Origin of the sequence: Proteus genomosp. 4 str. ATCC 51469 (assembly GCF_003144375.1) — a bacterium.
In the GTDB taxonomy this organism is placed as follows: domain Bacteria; phylum Pseudomonadota; class Gammaproteobacteria; order Enterobacterales; family Enterobacteriaceae; genus Proteus.
In genome coordinates this window covers 16,725-33,916 of sequence record NZ_PENV01000003.1, presented here as the reverse complement: position 1 = coordinate 33,916, position 17,192 = coordinate 16,725, and the positions used below count along the sequence as shown (strand labels likewise).

At 37.4% G+C, this 17,192-nt stretch carries 18 protein-coding genes and 1 tRNA gene; 16 read left to right on the top strand and 3 right to left on the bottom strand.

Features of this window, described 5'->3' with window-relative positions; genetic code table 11:
- The first annotated feature begins 373 nt into the window (after window positions 1-373).
- From pyrG to DK866_RS04485, 3 genes are all read left to right on the top strand, one after another.
- Complete coding sequence (gene pyrG / locus DK866_RS04495) at window positions 374-2,011, top strand: glutamine hydrolyzing CTP synthase (RefSeq protein ID WP_072070733.1); 1,638 nt, start codon at window positions 374-376, stop codon at window positions 2,009-2,011.
- Window positions 2,012-2,073: 62 nt separating this feature from the next.
- The gene (eno, locus tag DK866_RS04490) at window positions 2,074-3,375 is read left to right on the top strand and encodes a phosphopyruvate hydratase (RefSeq protein WP_072070732.1); all 1,302 of its coding nucleotides are present in this window, start codon (window positions 2,074-2,076) and stop codon (window positions 3,373-3,375) included.
- Window positions 3,376-3,696: 321 nt separating this feature from the next.
- Window positions 3,697-5,079 carry an SLC13 family permease gene (locus tag DK866_RS04485; protein WP_109407895.1) on the top strand — a complete coding sequence of 461 codons (1,383 nt, stop codon included), beginning with the start codon at window positions 3,697-3,699 and terminating at the stop codon, window positions 5,077-5,079.
- A 234-nt stretch (window positions 5,080-5,313) separates the two neighbouring features.
- Here DK866_RS04485 and mltD read toward each other — a convergent pair whose 3' ends face one another.
- A complete protein-coding gene (mltD, locus tag DK866_RS04480) occupies window positions 5,314-6,648 on the bottom strand; it encodes a murein transglycosylase D (protein WP_109407894.1) in 1,335 nt (444 codons plus the stop codon).
- A 75-nt stretch (window positions 6,649-6,723) separates the two neighbouring features.
- The gene (gene gloB, locus DK866_RS04475; protein WP_109407893.1) at window positions 6,724-7,479 is read right to left on the bottom strand and encodes a hydroxyacylglutathione hydrolase; all 756 of its coding nucleotides are present in this window, start codon (window positions 7,477-7,479) and stop codon (window positions 6,724-6,726) included.
- Between the two features lie 38 nt (window positions 7,480-7,517).
- Between gloB and DK866_RS04470 the strand changes: the two genes are divergently transcribed.
- Window positions 7,518-8,234, top strand: coding sequence for a methyltransferase domain-containing protein (locus DK866_RS04470; protein ID WP_109407892.1), 717 nt, complete (start codon window positions 7,518-7,520; stop codon window positions 8,232-8,234).
- A gap of 6 nt (window positions 8,235-8,240) precedes the next feature.
- Here the strand turns inward: DK866_RS04470 and rnhA are convergent, their stop codons facing one another.
- On the bottom strand, window positions 8,241-8,726 hold the full coding sequence (rnhA, locus tag DK866_RS04465) for a ribonuclease HI (RefSeq protein WP_109407891.1): 486 nt from the start codon (window positions 8,724-8,726) through the stop codon (window positions 8,241-8,243).
- A gap of 65 nt (window positions 8,727-8,791) precedes the next feature.
- On the opposite strand from rnhA, the gene dnaQ reads away from it, so the two are divergent.
- The 12 genes from dnaQ to epd all read left to right on the top strand — a co-directional run bounded on the left by dnaQ (window position 8,792) and on the right by epd (window position 17,160).
- A complete protein-coding gene (dnaQ, locus tag DK866_RS04460) occupies window positions 8,792-9,544 on the top strand; it encodes a DNA polymerase III subunit epsilon (RefSeq protein WP_109407890.1) in 753 nt (250 codons plus the stop codon).
- A 123-nt stretch (window positions 9,545-9,667) separates the two neighbouring features.
- A tRNA-Asp gene (locus DK866_RS04455) sits at window positions 9,668-9,744 on the top strand.
- Window positions 9,745-9,919: 175 nt separating this feature from the next.
- Window positions 9,920-10,315 (top strand): immunity 22 family protein, encoded by a 396-nt coding sequence (locus DK866_RS04450; RefSeq protein WP_109407889.1) that lies wholly within the window; start codon window positions 9,920-9,922, stop codon window positions 10,313-10,315.
- A 33-nt stretch (window positions 10,316-10,348) separates the two neighbouring features.
- Window positions 10,349-10,894 carry a nuclease gene (locus DK866_RS04445; RefSeq protein ID WP_109407888.1) on the top strand — a complete coding sequence of 182 codons (546 nt, stop codon included), beginning with the start codon at window positions 10,349-10,351 and terminating at the stop codon, window positions 10,892-10,894.
- Window position 10,895: 1 nt separating this feature from the next.
- Window positions 10,896-11,249, top strand: a complete 354-nt coding sequence (locus DK866_RS04440) for a hypothetical protein (protein ID WP_109407887.1) — start codon at window positions 10,896-10,898, stop codon at window positions 11,247-11,249.
- The gene (locus tag DK866_RS04435) at window positions 11,246-11,575 is read left to right on the top strand and encodes a hypothetical protein (RefSeq protein WP_109407886.1); all 330 of its coding nucleotides are present in this window, start codon (window positions 11,246-11,248) and stop codon (window positions 11,573-11,575) included. The genes DK866_RS04440 and DK866_RS04435 overlap by 4 nt, the downstream gene beginning before the upstream one ends.
- A gap of 185 nt (window positions 11,576-11,760) precedes the next feature.
- On the top strand, window positions 11,761-12,111 hold the full coding sequence (locus DK866_RS04430; protein ID WP_109407885.1) for a hypothetical protein: 351 nt from the start codon (window positions 11,761-11,763) through the stop codon (window positions 12,109-12,111).
- A gap of 55 nt (window positions 12,112-12,166) precedes the next feature.
- On the top strand, window positions 12,167-12,496 hold the full coding sequence (locus DK866_RS04425; protein ID WP_109407884.1) for a hypothetical protein: 330 nt from the start codon (window positions 12,167-12,169) through the stop codon (window positions 12,494-12,496).
- Between the two features lie 2 nt (window positions 12,497-12,498).
- Entirely contained in the window at window positions 12,499-12,891 is a 393-nt protein-coding gene (locus tag DK866_RS04420) for a hypothetical protein (protein ID WP_109407883.1), read from the top strand.
- Window positions 12,878-13,336 carry a hypothetical protein gene (locus DK866_RS04415; RefSeq protein WP_109407882.1) on the top strand — a complete coding sequence of 153 codons (459 nt, stop codon included), beginning with the start codon at window positions 12,878-12,880 and terminating at the stop codon, window positions 13,334-13,336. Before DK866_RS04420 ends, DK866_RS04415 begins: the two co-directional genes overlap by 14 nt.
- 552 nt (window positions 13,337-13,888) lie before the next feature.
- Window positions 13,889-15,883 carry a transketolase gene (gene tkt / locus DK866_RS04410; RefSeq protein WP_109407881.1) on the top strand — a complete coding sequence of 665 codons (1,995 nt, stop codon included), beginning with the start codon at window positions 13,889-13,891 and terminating at the stop codon, window positions 15,881-15,883.
- Window positions 15,884-16,140: 257 nt separating this feature from the next.
- Window positions 16,141-17,160, top strand: coding sequence for an erythrose-4-phosphate dehydrogenase (gene epd / locus DK866_RS04405; protein ID WP_072070718.1), 1,020 nt, complete (start codon window positions 16,141-16,143; stop codon window positions 17,158-17,160).
- Window positions 17,161-17,192 lie beyond the last annotated feature (32 nt).

Sequence of the window (17,192 nt, the reverse complement as noted above, 5' to 3'; positions counted from 1 at the left end):
ATGATTTTAAATATTGTACTTACATTTTATTGCATTAAAAATGTGATTAACCTCAAAAAAATTAAAAGCATGATCATAAGCAAAAGATCTCGCTATAAACCTGCTACACTTAATGTCGTGAAAAAAATAAAGCATCTCTTTTCTAAAAGTGGTATCTTAGCTGAAAGGATTAAGCTAAAATGCTTGAGAAATATTTTCACGGGTTTAGTTTATTGAATTTTTACTGTTTTTTCGTGTTTAAACGGATAAGTGGCGTGATGAAAAAGAACTTTATACTACTAAGAATGTTTGTAGCGAAAATAAGGTTCGGGTATACTGTGTTCCCGTCCAGTTATATCCATCATCCTAATACACCTAAACTTTCAGGTTCAGCATGAAAACGAATTATATTTTTGTGACCGGCGGGGTCGTATCCTCTCTGGGTAAAGGCATTGCCGCAGCCTCTCTGGCGGCTATACTCGAAGCCCGTGGACTCAATGTCACCATGATGAAGTTGGATCCGTATATCAACGTCGATCCAGGTACTATGAGCCCAATTCAGCACGGGGAAGTCTTCGTTACTGACGATGGTGCTGAAACTGATCTCGACTTAGGACACTATGAGCGCTTCATTCGCACGAAAATGACTCGTCGTAATAACTTCACGACAGGTCGCGTATACTCTGAAGTATTACGTAAAGAGCGCCGTGGTGACTATCTTGGGGCTACAATTCAAGTTATTCCTCATATCACTAATGAAATCAAAGAACGCATCATCCGTGGCGGTGAAGGCCATGATGTTGTTTTAGTTGAAGTCGGCGGGACGGTTGGTGATATCGAATCTTTACCATTCTTAGAAGCAATTCGCCAAATGGCAGCAGAAGTGGGCCGTGAGCACACATTCTACCTGCATTTAACATTAGTGCCTTATTTAGCCGCTTCTGGTGAAGTGAAAACCAAACCAACTCAGCATTCTGTAAAAGAATTACTATCGATCGGTATTCAGCCTGATGCGTTGATTTGCCGTTCTGACCGCGTTATTCCTGCAAACGAACGTGCCAAAATTGCACTGTTCTGTAATGTGCCAGAGAAAGCGGTTATTTCATTAAAAGACGTCGATTCCATTTATAAAATCCCTGCACTATTGAAATCACAGGGATTAGATGATTATATCTGTAAACGATTCAGCTTGGATTGCCCAGTTGCAAATCTTGCAGAGTGGGAACAAGTTATTTACGAAGAAGCTAATCCTGAAGGCGAAGTCACTATTGGTATGGTTGGTAAATATGTGGAATTACCAGATGCCTATAAATCAGTGATTGAAGCATTAAAACATGGTGGTTTCAAAAGCCGTGTTACTGTAAATATCAAACTAATTGATTCACAAGATGTTGAAACCCGTGGCGTAGAAATGCTTAAAGGGTTAGATGCAATTTTAGTACCGGGCGGTTTTGGTGAACGTGGTATTGAGGGCAAGATTATGGCTGCTCAATATGCGCGTGAAAATAAAATCCCTTACTTAGGCATTTGCTTAGGTATGCAGGTTGCTATGATTGAATTTGCACGTAATGTTGTTGGTATGGAAGGTGCGAATTCCACTGAATTTGCACCAGATTGTAAATATCCAGTTATCGCATTAATTACCGAATGGCGCGATGAAGACGGCAACATTGAAGTACGCTCAGATGATAGTGATTTAGGTGGCACGATGCGCCTTGGTGCTCAGCCTTGCCATTTAAGTGGTGATAGCTTAGTACGTACACTGTATGGAAAAAACACCATTACAGAACGCCATCGTCACCGTTATGAAGTAAATAATCTACTTTTAAAACGTATCGAAGATGCGGGTTTACGTATTGCAGGTCGTTCAGTAGATAACAAGCTGGTGGAAATTATTGAAAATCCAAACCATCCTTGGTTTGTTGCTTGTCAGTTCCACCCAGAGTTTACCTCAACGCCGCGTGACGGCCATCCGTTATTTGCAGGCTTTGTGAAAGCAGCCTTTGATAACCAAAAAGGTTTGCTGAAATAGGATATATGAGAAGAGATAGGGTATCTCTTCTCGGAAATTTAACTTGTACAGAGGAAAACCGAATGTCCAAAATCGTTAAAGTACTTGGTCGTGAAATTATTGATTCTCGTGGCAACCCAACTGTTGAAGCTGAAGTTCATTTAGAAGGTGGTTTTGTTGGTATGGCGGCTGCTCCATCAGGCGCATCAACAGGTTCTCGTGAAGCATTAGAATTACGTGATGGTGATAAATCACGTTTCTTAGGTAAAGGTGTTCTGAAAGCGGTTTCAGCTGTTAATGGTCCAATCGCTAAAGCTATCCTTGGCCAAGATGCAAAAGACCAAGCTAACATCGATAAAATCATGATCGATTTAGATGGTACTGAAAACAAATCAAACTTTGGTGCAAACGCAATCCTAGCGGTTTCTTTAGCAAACGCAAAAGCAGCAGCTGCTGCAAAAGGTATGCCTTTGTACGAGCACATTTCTGATCTGAATGGTACTCACGGTCAATATTCTATGCCTCTGCCTATGATGAACATCATCAATGGTGGTGAACACGCAGATAATAACGTTGATATCCAAGAATTCATGATCCAACCTGTTGGCGCACCTTCACTGAAAGAAGCTGTACGTATGGGTTCAGAAATCTTCCATCACTTAGCAAAAGTGCTGAAAGCAAAAGGTATGAACACTGCAGTTGGTGACGAAGGTGGTTATGCACCAAACTTAGAATCTAACGCCGCTGCATTAGCTGCTATCAAAGAAGCAGTTGAGAAAGCAGGTTACGTTTTAGGTAAAGACGTTACTCTGGCTATGGACTGTGCAGCTTCTGAGTTCTATAACAATGAAACTGGTAACTACGAACTGAAAGGCGAAGGCAAAACCTTCACTTCACAAGAGTTCACTCATTACTTAGAAGAACTGACTAAACAGTACCCAATCGTTTCTATCGAAGATGGTTTAAACGAATCTGACTGGGATGGTTTCGCATACCAAACTAAAGTTCTTGGTGACAAAATCCAACTGGTTGGTGACGACCTGTTTGTAACTAACACTAAGATCCTGAAAGAAGGTATCGATAAAGGCATCGCTAACTCAATTCTGATCAAATTCAACCAAATTGGTTCACTGACAGAAACTTTAGCTGCAATCAAAATGGCGAAAGATGCAGGCTACACCGCTGTGATCTCTCACCGTTCTGGTGAAACTGAAGATGCAACTATCGCTGACTTAGCAGTTGGTACAGCAGCAGGCCAAATCAAAACGGGTTCTATGAGCCGTTCTGACCGTGTTGCTAAATATAACCAACTGATCCGTATCGAAGAAGCATTAGGTAACAAAGCGCCTTTCAATGGTCTGAAAGAAGTTAAAGGCCAAGCATAATCTTGCTTATTTGATTAAAAAATCTTATTAATTTGAAAGGGGAGAACCTTAAGTTCTCCCTTTTTTTTTAATTTTTTTTCAGAAAAAACAGAATATTTATTCTTAACATCTTTAAAAAAGTGTGATGTGTAAGAGGAAATAGTGTTCAATTATTACTCTTTTATTAATAAATTGGTTAATTCTCGTGGATGAGATCCCAATTATTAGTTTTGCGCATTTTCAATGACGAGAAATGTTTTTATATTTCACATATAACCTATTTCGTTAACAATTATGGCTTAGTGAACCCAATGTTCATATCAGCTAATGTGGAGTATTATCATGGACGCGTCCAATTTAGCCCCATCGGCGAAGTCGAGCCCGATAAATAAACGAGGGTTGATCATTCTGGCAATCGATGTAGTTTTATTATTACTTTTGCTAGAATTTTTACCTTATGATCCGAAGGCCAATGCAGGTTTAGCATTAATGGTGTTTGTGGGTGTGTTGTGGCTGACCGAAGCTATTCACGTTACGATAACAGCATTATTTATACCTATTTTAGCCGTTGTACTTGGGCTAATGAATACCAATGAGTCATTAAAATCATTTGCGAATCCCATCATTTTCTTATTCTTTGGTGGCTTTGCGTTAGCAACAGCGCTTCATATTCAAGGGCTAGATCGCTTAATTGCTAACCGCTTGCTGATGATTGCAAAAGGTAAACTATCAATCGCCGTGTTGCTGTTATTTGGTGTTACTGCATTGCTTTCTATGTGGATCAGTAATACAGCTACAGCTGCGATGATGTTGCCTTTAGTATTAGGTATTTTATCTAACTTAGATATTCGTTCAGAACGTAATACTTTCGTATTCGTATTATTAGGTGTTGCTTATAGTGCGAGTATCGGTGGTTTAGGTACGTTAGTGGGTAGTCCGCCAAATGCGATTGCTGCTGCTCAATTAAACTTAGATTTCATTACGTGGATGAAGTACGGTATTCCAATCATGTTGGTATTATTACCTATCATGTTTATCGTTATGTATCTGATGTTGCGTCCTAACTTAAAACATAAGTTTGACCTGAAATTAGAAGTATTGGAGTGGAATAACAAACGTGTTATTACCATGATCATCTTCTTAGTTACTGTCGTATGCTGGATCTTCAGCTCTTTCATCAGCAGTGCTTTTGGTGGCGTAAAAGATCTTGATACTGTGATTGCGGTCAGCGCAGCAATTGTTATCGGTGTAACAGGTGTAGCAAGTTGGAGCCAAATTCAAGAGAACACTGAGTGGGGTGTATTAATGCTGTTTGGTGGTGGTTTAACACTGAGCGCAATTTTACAATCATCTGGTGCGAGCTTGGTTATGGCTGACTTTATGAAAGATACCTTTGGTAATAGCCACTGGTTTGTCATCATCCTTGCAGTAACGACCTTTATCATCGTATTAACTGAATTTACCAGTAATACAGCGAGTGCGGCGTTATTAGTGCCAATCTTTGCAACAGTAGCTCAAGCACTAGGTATGCCAGTAATGGCGTTAACTATGATTATCGGTATCGGCGCATCTTGTGCGTTCATGTTACCTGTTGCAACCCCACCAAATGCGATTGTCTTTGGCTCTGGTTATATTAAACAGACAGAGATGGTACGAGTAGGTGGTGTGTTAAACTTAGTGTGTATCTTAGTTATCTCTCTGTTTGCTTGGTTCTTCTGGTTGTAAGTCAATACGCTAAATTAGCCTTGATGAGATAAAAATAGAGCGCTTGATAGTTATATCAGGCGCTTTTTTATTGCCTTTTTCTTATCTGTTATTTGGGTTGTCATCTTAGTTATCATAGGGGTTGCTCTAGAAAAAGGAGAGGTGATATGGCTTTTAAGAGCTATAAAAAACCATCAATATTAAGACTAAAAATGTCATAACATTGATGGCTATTTAAAATAGAAAATAAGTTAATTATTTTGTATAAAGTGTAAGTTGTGTACCCGGCTTTAACATTTTAATGTCTGAGTTCCAACTCATTAATAATTTAAGGTTAATACCGTGACGACGAGCGATGCTGTAATAAGAATCTCCCTGTCGAACTTTGTAATAACTCGGAGACGGTTTTGCTGGTTTTGTTACCGTCGTATTACTGGTACTACCCGCATTATGGATTTTTAATGTTTGTCCTACTAATAGGGTACTTTTTGCATTTAATCCATTAATACGTTGTAAGTCTTTTATGCTCATATTGTAGCGACGAGCAATAGCGTAAAATGAATCACCAGAGCGAACTTTATAAACACCCTCTTGCTTAATTGACTGATTTGTTTTGGCAACTGCTAAGCGAATAGTCTCTAATACCGCTTCATCTTCAAAAGCGTTACGGAATTGATCAAGCTTATTGCGAGGCAACATAATGACATGAGGGCCATTAGGTGCAGTTATTCCACGTTTATAGCCTGGGTTATAATCTTTCACAGTATTAATAGGTAGCTGACTTAATTCAGCAACTTTATTTAATGTGATTTGTTCACCAACATCAATGGAAGCTAACGCTTTATCACGATAGTTACTTTTTGGAAAAGTAATATTTTCTTCGTTTTCACGAATAACTTTACTCAAAGCAAGAATTTTAGGGACATAATTCATTGTTTCTTTAGGTAAAGAGAGTGACCAATAGTCTGTTGGTAGATTTTTACTTTCATTTGCCTTTATTGCTTGCATAACACGGCCTTCACCAGCGTTATAAGCAGCAAGGGCAAGTGCCCAATCACTATCAAACATTACATACAGGCGTTCAAGTAAATCAAGTGCAGCTTTGGTTGACGCCATAACATCACGACGACCGTCATACCATTGGTTTTGTGCTAAACCATAGTAATTACCAGTTATTGGAACAAATTGCCATAAGCCAGCTGCATTTGCAGAAGAGGTAACATGGGGATTAAACGCACTTTCAACCACAGGAACTAAAGCTAGCTCCATCGGTAATTCACGTTTTTCAATTTCATCAATAATCGAATACATATAAGGTTCGGCGCGAGAAGCAACGCTTTGTATATGTTTGGGATTATTTAAAAAATATAATTCTTGCTGCGAGATCCTTTCATTTTCAGGGAGATCCATTTTTAATTCACTTATCACATAACCCCATAAATTGGTTTTGACATCATATTGAGGTTGGTGAGAAGTTGAAGTCCCTTTTGTTGATGTTGGCGTTATCGCAGACAAATTAGGTTTAATGTTCTCAGATTGCTGGCAGCCTGCCAATAGCAATATGGAGAACAAAATCGCTTTTGTCTTCATAATAGAAAAATTCATCCTGTGTGTTTTTTGAACCAAATGATACTTAGTGTGCCAAAATAAAACAACTAATAGGTATTAAAAGTTATCTTTTAATTCCCTTAATTTTGTAAATGTCTTAATTGGAGCATAAGTGTTAGTGGTTATACCTAAAATCCTTTGTAAATCAATATCGTCAGATTTCAAAAAAAGATTAATGTTCTTTTCATTTTTCAGTGTTATCGGCACTGTAGGTTGTAATTTCTTACGCATTTCACTAACTTGGGCTAAATAATCGGTAATAAGCACATTTTCTGGCATGATATGGTGTGCAAAGGTCATATTAGATAGGGTGTATTCATGAGCACAACAAATTAATGTGTTATCAGGTAATGAACTTAATCTTTGTAATGAACTGAACATTTGTTGTGCAGTGCCTTCGAATAAACGGCCACAACCACCAGAAAAAAGTGTATCACCACAAAACAGATAAGGTTCGCAATAATAAGCAACATGACCCAATGTATGGCCTGGGGTGCCAATTACATTAAAAGTAAAAGAGCCAACAATAATGCGCTCTTGATTATGAATAATATTTTCAGCTCCTTTACTTTGTGTTTCTTGTGGGCCGAAAACGTCAATATTAGGATATTTTTTTACAAGTTCAGCAACACCACCAACATGATCATCATGATGATGAGTTAATAAAATCGCGATAGGTGTTATTGAGCGTTGTGTGAGCATTTCAATAACAGGTTTGGCTTGTGAAGGATCAACAATCACACATTCACTATTTTCATTACTTAATAGCCAAATGTAGTTATCGGATAAAGCAGGAATTCTGATAAGCTCCATATAAGTTACCTTACTTATAAATTATAAAGGGTTAAACGATGAAAGCAGCTCGTTCAGCAAAACCAATTATGATGCCAGATTCTTGGCGCGATATTCCCTGGGGGGAATATTATCGCATGGCTATCGAACTACGTTTACAAAATTGGTGGCCGAAAATTTATGGCTTTCATTTATTAAAACTCGGTCAACTCAGTGCCGAACTGGATACCAAATTAAGTATCGTTTCACATCAAGTCAATGTGACATCTAATAAAATAAATGCAGATGTTATTGCCTCTTTAGATTATTTACCCTTTGAAAATAAATCGATTGATGTTTGCCTTATGGCGCATGTACTGGATTATAGTGCAGACCCCCATTGGCTATTACGAGAAGTAGATCGCGTTTTAATTGATGATGGCTGGATTGTATTAACGAGCTTTAACCCCATTAGTTTATTAGGGCTTGGGAAATGCACGCCGATATTACGACAAAAACAGCCTTACTCCAGTCGTATGTTTTCACTTCGCCGCCAAATAGATTGGCTTAGTGTGTTAAATTATGAAGTGATGACACAACAGAATTTCCAGATTATGCCATTTTCGAGACCAATAAAACGTGATGGTAGCCGCTATCACATCGGTGGCTGTTTAAATTTAATCATTGCACGTAAAAGAACACTTCCTTTAACACCCACCGCCTTGAAATTTGCATTGCCACGCATGAGTGTAAAAGGTCGAGTTTTAGGGGCTACACGTAATCATCCAGAGCCATAATGCTTACTAATCTATGGTTTTATCTTTTTGGCTTTCGATATAACCTGTGTCTTCTTGAGTTGGTGCTTGCGCGGCTGCTTTCGCTAATTCATCACAACGTTCATTTTCATCATGACCAGCATGGCCTTTTACCCAATGCCATTCAATTTCATGACGAGTAATAGCACTATCTAAGCGTTTCCATAAATCGACATTAAGTACAGGACTTTTGTCTGCTTTACGCCACTGGCGCTTTTTCCAGCTATGGATCCACTGTGTAATACCTTGTCTGACATATTGGCTATCTGTTGTCAGTGTAATTTTACAAGGGAATTTTAATGTTTCTAATGCTACGATAGCGGCAAGAAGTTCCATTCGGTTATTGGTGGTCATAAAAAAACCTTCACTTAGGGTTTTTTCATGTTGTTGATAGCGTAAAATAGCGCCATAACCACCGGGGCCAGGGTTGCCTAAGCATGAACCATCGGTGAATATTTCTACCTGCTTGTGCATAAAGGCGACTTATCCTTTTTGATTAATACGAAAAACTAACCCTAAGTCTGACATAAAAACGGATTATGAGCACTCCAATCACACGACAAATTGTACTTGATACCGAAACTACCGGTATGAATAAGCTGGGCGTTCATTATGAAGGTCATAATATCATTGAAATTGGTGCCGTAGAGGTTATCAATCGTCGATTAACAGGGCGAAATTTCCATGTGTATATTAAGCCCGAAAGATTAGTTGATCCTGAAGCGTTTGAAGTTCACGGTATTAGTGATGAGTTTTTAGAAGATTGTCCTTCTTTTGCTGATATTGCTGACGAGTTTTTAGAATATATTCGTGGTGCAGAGCTGATCATTCATAACGCCTCGTTCGATATCGGCTTTATGGACTATGAGTTTAGAAAGCTTAATCGTGATATTCCACTTACCGAAACGTTCTGCCAAATTACTGATAGCCTTGTAATGGCGAGGGCATTATTTCCCGGTAAGCGAAATAATCTTGATGCCTTATGTGATAGATACTTAATAGATAACTCTAAACGTACTCTTCACGGCGCGTTATTGGATGCTGAAATACTTTCTGATGTCTACTTGGCAATGACTGGTGGGCAAACAGCATTAGCATTTTCAATGGATGGCGAATCAAATAACGAACAAGAGCAAAATGATATCCAACGTATCGAACGCCCTGTTTCAGGATTAAGAGTAATAAGAGCAACCGCAGAAGAACTTGCTGAACACGAGTCTCGATTAGATTTAGTTGAGAAAAAAGGTGGGCATTGTTTGTGGCGTCCGGCATCAAATGATGAGGCTGTTTGAATATAAAAAAAGCAGAAATAGTTAGCTGAGATTAAAAACTATCCAAATGCATCTTTTTGTTAGAAAAACAGTTGACGACAAGGCAAGAGATTCGTAATATTCACCTCGTCCAAAAGGATACGCGGAGCGGTAGTTCAGTTGGTTAGAATACCTGCCTGTCACGCAGGGGGTCGCGGGTTCGAGTCCCGTCCGTTCCGCCAACATTCCAAACCCCAGCATTTATGCTGGGGTTTTTGCGTTTTACTGCCTCAACAATTTTCTCTTCTCTTATTTTTCTAAGTCACTATTTCTTGCTTTCAATATTTGATATCACTATCTTAGAATTTATTAATGATATTAATGCTATGCTCAATGGCATTTCGTAGGGTAATCAATATGGAAAATAGAGTACATTTATGGATTGGCAGTAATTTTTCTTCTGAAGAAGAATATATGTACTATTTTGAATTAGATTACTCTGAGGAAGACGGAATTGACTCTCCTAATTATAGAGTATGTGGATTTTGCAAAGATCTGGGAATAGTGTGGTACGACGAAGATTTTATTGGTGTTATTCCTCGCTTTGATAACGATGTTACGCTTGACGAGGTTTTGGTAGATGCTGCTGTTGATGAAAGTGAAATATCGTTCATTAAAGCTAAATGTGAAGAACTAGGAATTAAAAGTGCGAATGCTATATTTTGGTATCAAGATCCTGAGCTTGTTATCAAAAAGAGCGATAATCAAACCTACAATAATTTACATTATATTGGCGAATATAATGGTGATTAACTGGTTTAAAAATTAATTTAGTCTGGGCTAATCATGCTATTAACGTTTGATGAAATCACAAAAGCGCTAGAAGATAAATTTTCTCCTTTAGGCGAAGATTTTAATGATTTCATTCTTTTTAAAAGGACAACACCTCTTACTGGTTTAGATTTACTAGAACAGATGCTAACACTCTCTTTTCCTGATGATTTTACCTCTTTTATCTCTCTCTATAATTTAGATAATTTCTCATTATTTAATATCAGTTTTGGCTGTGGTGAAGATTATCTTGAAAGGCTTTTTATGCTAAATAGCCCCAATGAGTTTACTCAATGGTGGATTGGTGATGAACGACCTGAAAACGTCATTGTTATTGCACTGTCTGATCCTTATACCCTCTTATTAAATACTCAAACAGGGAATGTTTTTGTAATGACGAGTGAGTCATCTATGGATAGTTTCGAACATATTGCAGTGAATTTTTTTGCTTTTTTTCGCGCAGTTGCCACTCTGTTTTTAACGGATATTTCGCCAGATAGAATTATTGAGCTAACCTCATCTAAAACAACTTCATTTTGGTATCAATTAAAACCTGAATAAGATGAAAAATATAAAGAAAAAAGAGCTGGTTTATGATGGTTTTGAAGATGATTTTTATCAGTTAAATCATCTTATTCAATGCCCTTATTATGATGAAGATATGTTAGTTAGCGTAACGCAATTAAGAGACTTAAACAGCCTAGGTAAAGATGTAAAACAGCAGGTAATAAATAAGGTTAAAGGACTGACTTTAAATTTAGGAATGCACTATAACTATGATGGATTATCGGTAATGTATGATATTCAAAAATCAAAAAAAGAAAATATGCAGTTGCTTGGTTTATTTGCTATTGGTGAAAGACAGCCTGCGCGGTATCAAATCATTGTCTTAGGGATATTTAGGGTTAATTTATGAACACGGAATTTTATTTACGTTTAAGTATGCTATCTAAAACGCTCGACCACTTTTATTATCAAGAATTTGAAACTGAACAAGCCGAATACAGTAAAAATAAAGAAATAAAACAAGCCATTGTTCAGTTTATCCTTGAAATGAAAGAACATGGTGAACACGTATTAATTGATGAGGCTCTAAACCTTATATTTCATAATACTGGTTGCCATATTGATTGCGAAATTCTAGATGAAATCATGCCTCCTGTTATTGAACAAAAAATCATTACACCAGAATTGATTGATAAAAATCTGAGAGAAAATTCACCTATGGGGCGTTGGTTTTAATACAATTGGATAATAATTATGATACTTTTATCGAGGAAATTTAAGTTAAGTATTATTATATTATTCTCATGCTGAATTTTTAGTGGAATTTATTCTTTATCAAGCCTAATTTATTATAAATAAATCTTATCTAACTTTATATTACTTTTATTAAGTTATGATTTGTTTTAACTAGTGTGTTAATCATGAGAAAAGATAAATTTATTATTAATGAAATATACAAAGAGTTATTTGAAGATAACCTAAAACAGTATAGTGAAAGATTAAATAGACAAGATCCAGAGAGTTATCATGAAGGTACTTTTTCTCAAGTGAATAAGATTTTTGTTAATTTATCAGAAAAAGAAAAGCAATCAGTGATTGATATGATGAAAATCGTGATGACAGATACCGCATCAACAATATTCGGAATGCTAGACGGTACTCATTTTGTTAATAATATCGATGAAGATTTTCAGCTTATTTATGATAATGAAGAAATCCAAGGTGATCTTCAAGATCATTTTTTAGCGTTAGTGGAAGATAATAATAGTTAAATTAAAATTTATTCTGGCAAGGATCCAATTACTATAAAGGATATTACGCATTAAAATGAAAAAAATAGAAATTTACTCTGAAATGTTATGGTGGTCATTATCCCATATTCGAAATGTTCAAACACACAGTTTTATCCGTAAAGGAAAAAACAAATCCTGTGGTTTTGAAGCTGAATTACTACATAATGTTGTTGGTACTTTACCTACGGAAGAGATGACTAATAACGATATCCACTTTCTTAATGTACAGGCCAAGTATTACTTAGATAATGCTAGTGAAAGAATTTGTGATAATTATAATGTGCATAAGAAAAATATTAAGCGCTTATTTGAGATTGTACCTGAGCATTTAAAAGACCAACTAAAATGGGATGGGCCAGAATAAGAATGAAATATTTTGCTAGAGTTGTTGCCCTCAATCCTTATGTGGAAGAAGAAGTTAGACTCTCTTTTGGTGAATATGAAATTTGTTGTTTTATTAATGAGCCCAATGTATTTGTGATAGGGGAGGTCTATTTAGTTGAGTTAGTATTAATGTTTTTTGATGACATTGAGATTAAACCATCAAATGATCACGTTATGTCGTTGACTCAAATCGGAAATTCTTTTGCTTATCAATTAAATGGTAAATTGCTTGATAATAAGTTTATTGTCACTAATTTAGTTTTTGAAGATGATCTATTTTATCAATATTCACATATTGAAAATCAGTATGTTATGTTGAAATCAGACAGAATTAACGTAGAAATAATTGAGTCTATTAGCAATGAGCTTTTTTAACGAAATCCAACAAAAAATCAGCATTACACTTTTCTTTTCTAATATGGGAAAGGGAAGCTTCGATGATAAAAAGATTATCTATTTTCAAAGTATCCAAGCTTGTTTTGAATTGTCTTTAAATGTCGAATGGTTGCCAACTTCTCCCACGCAAGATGATCCTTTCTATATAAAACAAGAATATCCCAAAGATTTGGTCGAGATGCGATTAGTCGTCAGTAAAGCTGTGATAGAGAGTCTAAAAGCTTTCCCTGTACCAGATAGTCAATTTCAATACGATGCACATAACTTCAAAATTGCAGCAAGAAATGCGATATGTTACGCATTTAGGCAGTATCTTACTGAAAAATACTTCAATTATGGTGACAGCTGGGAAAAGATCATTCAGATTTACTACCAAGGTCATTTTCCGATAGGTTTTTATAAAAAGAAATTAGTGGTGATTTAATCGTCAGTTGCTTAAAAAGAGTTTTCACTCACAGGGACAAATAGAATTAAATTTATTCTTTGCTATTGATATTAAAAAGTAACATTTACGCTACGCTGATTTTTCCTTTTAGTTATATATGATGTAAATAAGATTTTTATTACTGAATCAGTGAATTATCTGCTTTTTATCTTTTTTAAGCTCTTATAATTCTACGTCCTTGTAACAAGTTCAGTCAGTTATTAGGCTATAATTAAAACAAATACGGTATTTATTTGATTTGATGGATAATTAGGTAATGAAATTTTATCTTGATTAGTCATATCAAGCTAAGGTTTAATAGCACGCTTCTCAATTGCGCAAATCATTGTCTTTTTTGCTTTTTGTTGCGCAACAATGCGGTGGTGTAATGTTATTTTCCGCTTTGATCGTAAAAAATGCCGTGCAAATCAAAGAATTATTGCTTTATGCTAATTACGATAGCCACCTTTGTGGATTTTTTATATTGCGGTTTTTTGCCCGCATTGAGAGAATCAGCTATCTAGATGCTTTTTATCCGACTTGGAGTAGAAAATGACCACTCGTAAAACCCTTGCTAATGCGATCCGTTTTTTAAGTATGGATGCTGTGCAAAAAGCTAAATCAGGACACCCTGGCGCCCCTATGGGTATGGCTGATATTGCAGAAGTATTATGGCGTGATTTTTTAAATCATAACCCGACTAACCCTAACTGGGCTGATCGTGACCGTTTCGTATTATCTAACGGCCATGCTTCAATGCTGATTTATAGCTTACTGCACCTGTCTGGTTATGAAGTTTCTTTAGATGATCTGAAAAACTTCCGTCAATTACATTCTAAAACACCTGGTCACCCAGAATATGGTTATACCCCTGGTGTTGAAACAACAACGGGTCCTTTAGGTCAAGGCATTGCAAACGCAGTGGGTTTTGCTATTGCAGAACGTACATTAGCGGCTCAGTTTAACCGTCCTGGTCATGACATCGTTGACCACTACACCTACGCCTTTATGGGTGATGGCTGTATGATGGAAGGTATCTCTCACGAAGCGTGTTCTTTAGCTGGAACATTACAGTTAGGCAAACTGATTGCATTTTATGATGACAATGGCATCTCTATTGATGGTCAAGTGCATGGTTGGTTTACTGATAACACAGCAGAACGTTTCGACGCTTATGGCTGGCATGTCATCAGTGGCATCGATGGTCACGATGCAGCAAGCATCAAAGCAGCTGTTGAAGCAGCAAAACAAATCACAGACAAACCTTCACTGCTGATTTGTAAAACCACTATCGGTTTTGGTTCCCCACATAAAGCAGGTACTGCAGATTCCCATGGTTCTCCATTAGGTGATGCAGAAATCGCTGAAACACGTAAAGCGTTAGGTTGGGAATATGGCGCATTCGAAATTCCACAAGAAATTTATAAAGAGTGGGATGCGAAAGAAGCGGGTAAAGCAAAAGAAGCTGCATGGGATGCTAAATTTGCTGCATACGCAGCACAGTTCCCTGAATTAGCGGCCGAATACAAACGTCGTGTTTCTGGTGAATTACCAGCAAACTGGGAAAAAGATTCCAAAGCATTTATTGAAAATCTGCAACAAAACCCTTCAAGTATTGCAAGCCGTAAAGCATCTCAAAATGCATTAGAAGCATTCGGTAAAGTATTACCAGAATTCATGGGTGGTTCTGCGGACTTAGCACCAAGTAACCTGACTATGTGGTCTGGTTCTAAAGCACTGAATGAAGACAAAGCGGGTAACTACATCCATTATGGTGTACGTGAATTCGGTATGTCTGCAATCATGAATGGTATTGCATTACACGGCGGTTTCGTTCCTTACGGTGCAACCTTCTTGATGTTTATGGAATATGCACGTAATGCAGTGCGTATGGCTGCACTGATGAAGATCCGCAGTATCTTTGTTTATACTCATGACTCTATCGGTCTGGGTGAAGATGGCCCAACTCACCAACCAGTTGAGCAAATGGCAAGCCTGCGTGTAACTCCAAACGTGAGCACATGGCGTCCATGTGACCAAGTTGAATCAGCTGTTGCATGGAAATATGCAATTGATCGTAAAGATGGTCCAACAGCACTGATTTTCTCTCGTCAAAATCTTGCACAACAACCACGTACTCCAGAGCAACTAGCAAATATCGAGAAGGGTGGTTACATCCTGAAAGATTGCGCGGGTACGCCTGAATTAATCTTTATTGCTACAGGTTCTGAAGTTGAACTAGCGGTTAGTGCTTATGATCAACTGACTGCTGAAGGCCGTAAAGTACGTGTTGTTTCTATGCCAGCAACAGATGCATTTGATAAACAAGATGCAGATTATCGTGAAGCAGTATTACCAACATCAGTGAAAGCACGTGTTGCTATCGAAGCTGGTATTGCTGACTACTGGTTCAAGTATGTTGGTTTAGATGGTGCGATTGTAGGTATGCGTAGCTTCGGTGAATCTGCACCTGCAAACGAATTATTTGAAGAGTTTGGTTTTACTGTTGAAAATGTGGTCACACAGGCAAAATCTTTACTTAAATAATCAATAAGTGTTAACAAGAGCACATTTTTGGGAAGAATTTCTCAGATGTGCTCTTTTTTTATCCTTCCATCTTTGTTTACTATTGCGATCTTCTCTCATTTCTCGTAATCTGATTATCAACAAGCTGAACCGTTTCAGTTAATGCTAAAATGTCGGTGACTGCACAATTTCTAGATTTACTTGATTTATCGTTGTTGATTAGTATCTTGCTCTATTATTCTAAGCGGTTGCAAATCACAAGTTATCAAGGAAGTCACATGACAATCAGAGTCGCTATTAACGGTTTTGGTCGTATAGGGCGTAATGTGTTAAGAGCGCTTTATGAATCAGGTAAACGGGCTGAAATAACAGTTGTTGCAATAAATGAATTGGCTGATGCACAAGGTATCGGGCATCTTCTCAAGTATGACTCCAGTCACGGACGTTTCGCTTGGGATGTACGAATTAATAACGATTTATTGCAAGTCGGTGATGATAGCATTCGTCTTTTTCATCATGCTGATATTACTGATTTACCTTGGGGTGAGCTTGGTATTGATGTTGTGCTTGATTGTAGTGGTGCTTATGGCTCTCGTGCTGATGGCGAAGCTCATATTGCACAAGGTGCAAAAAAAGTGCTCTTTTCTCATCCAGGTACAACAGATTTAGATGCAACAGTAGTTTTTGGTGTTAATCAACATGAACTTAAAAAAGAACACCGTATTGTTTCAAATGCATCTTGTACAACAAATTGCATTATTCCTATCATTAAAATGATGGATGATGCGTTTAATATCGAATCTGGAACAGTAACAACAATCCATGCAGCCATGAACGATCAACCCGTGATTGATGCATATCATAAGGATTTACGCCGTACTCGTGCCGCAGGACAATCTATCATTCCTGTTGATACGAAATTGGCCGCAGGAATTACTCGGATTTTCCCAAAATTTAAGGATCATTTTGAGGCAATTTCTGTACGAGTTCCTACAATTAATGTGACGGCAATTGATTTAAGTGTCACTGTAAAAACTGCTGTAAATGTGTTAGATGTCAATCGGTTAATTCAAAAATCAGCAACTGGCGCATTTCGTGGTATAGTGGATTACACAGAATTGCCATTAGTCTCAACTGATTTTAACCACGACCCTCATAGTGCTATTGTTGACGGCACTCAAACAAGAGTCAGTGGGCAACACCTGATCAAGACGTTAGTCTGGTGTGATAATGAATGGGGCTTTGCTAATCGGATGCTTGATACAACGTTAGCAATGGCTACAACTGGTTTTAAATAATCATGTTTTAATGACGGTGTCGCGTAAAATAC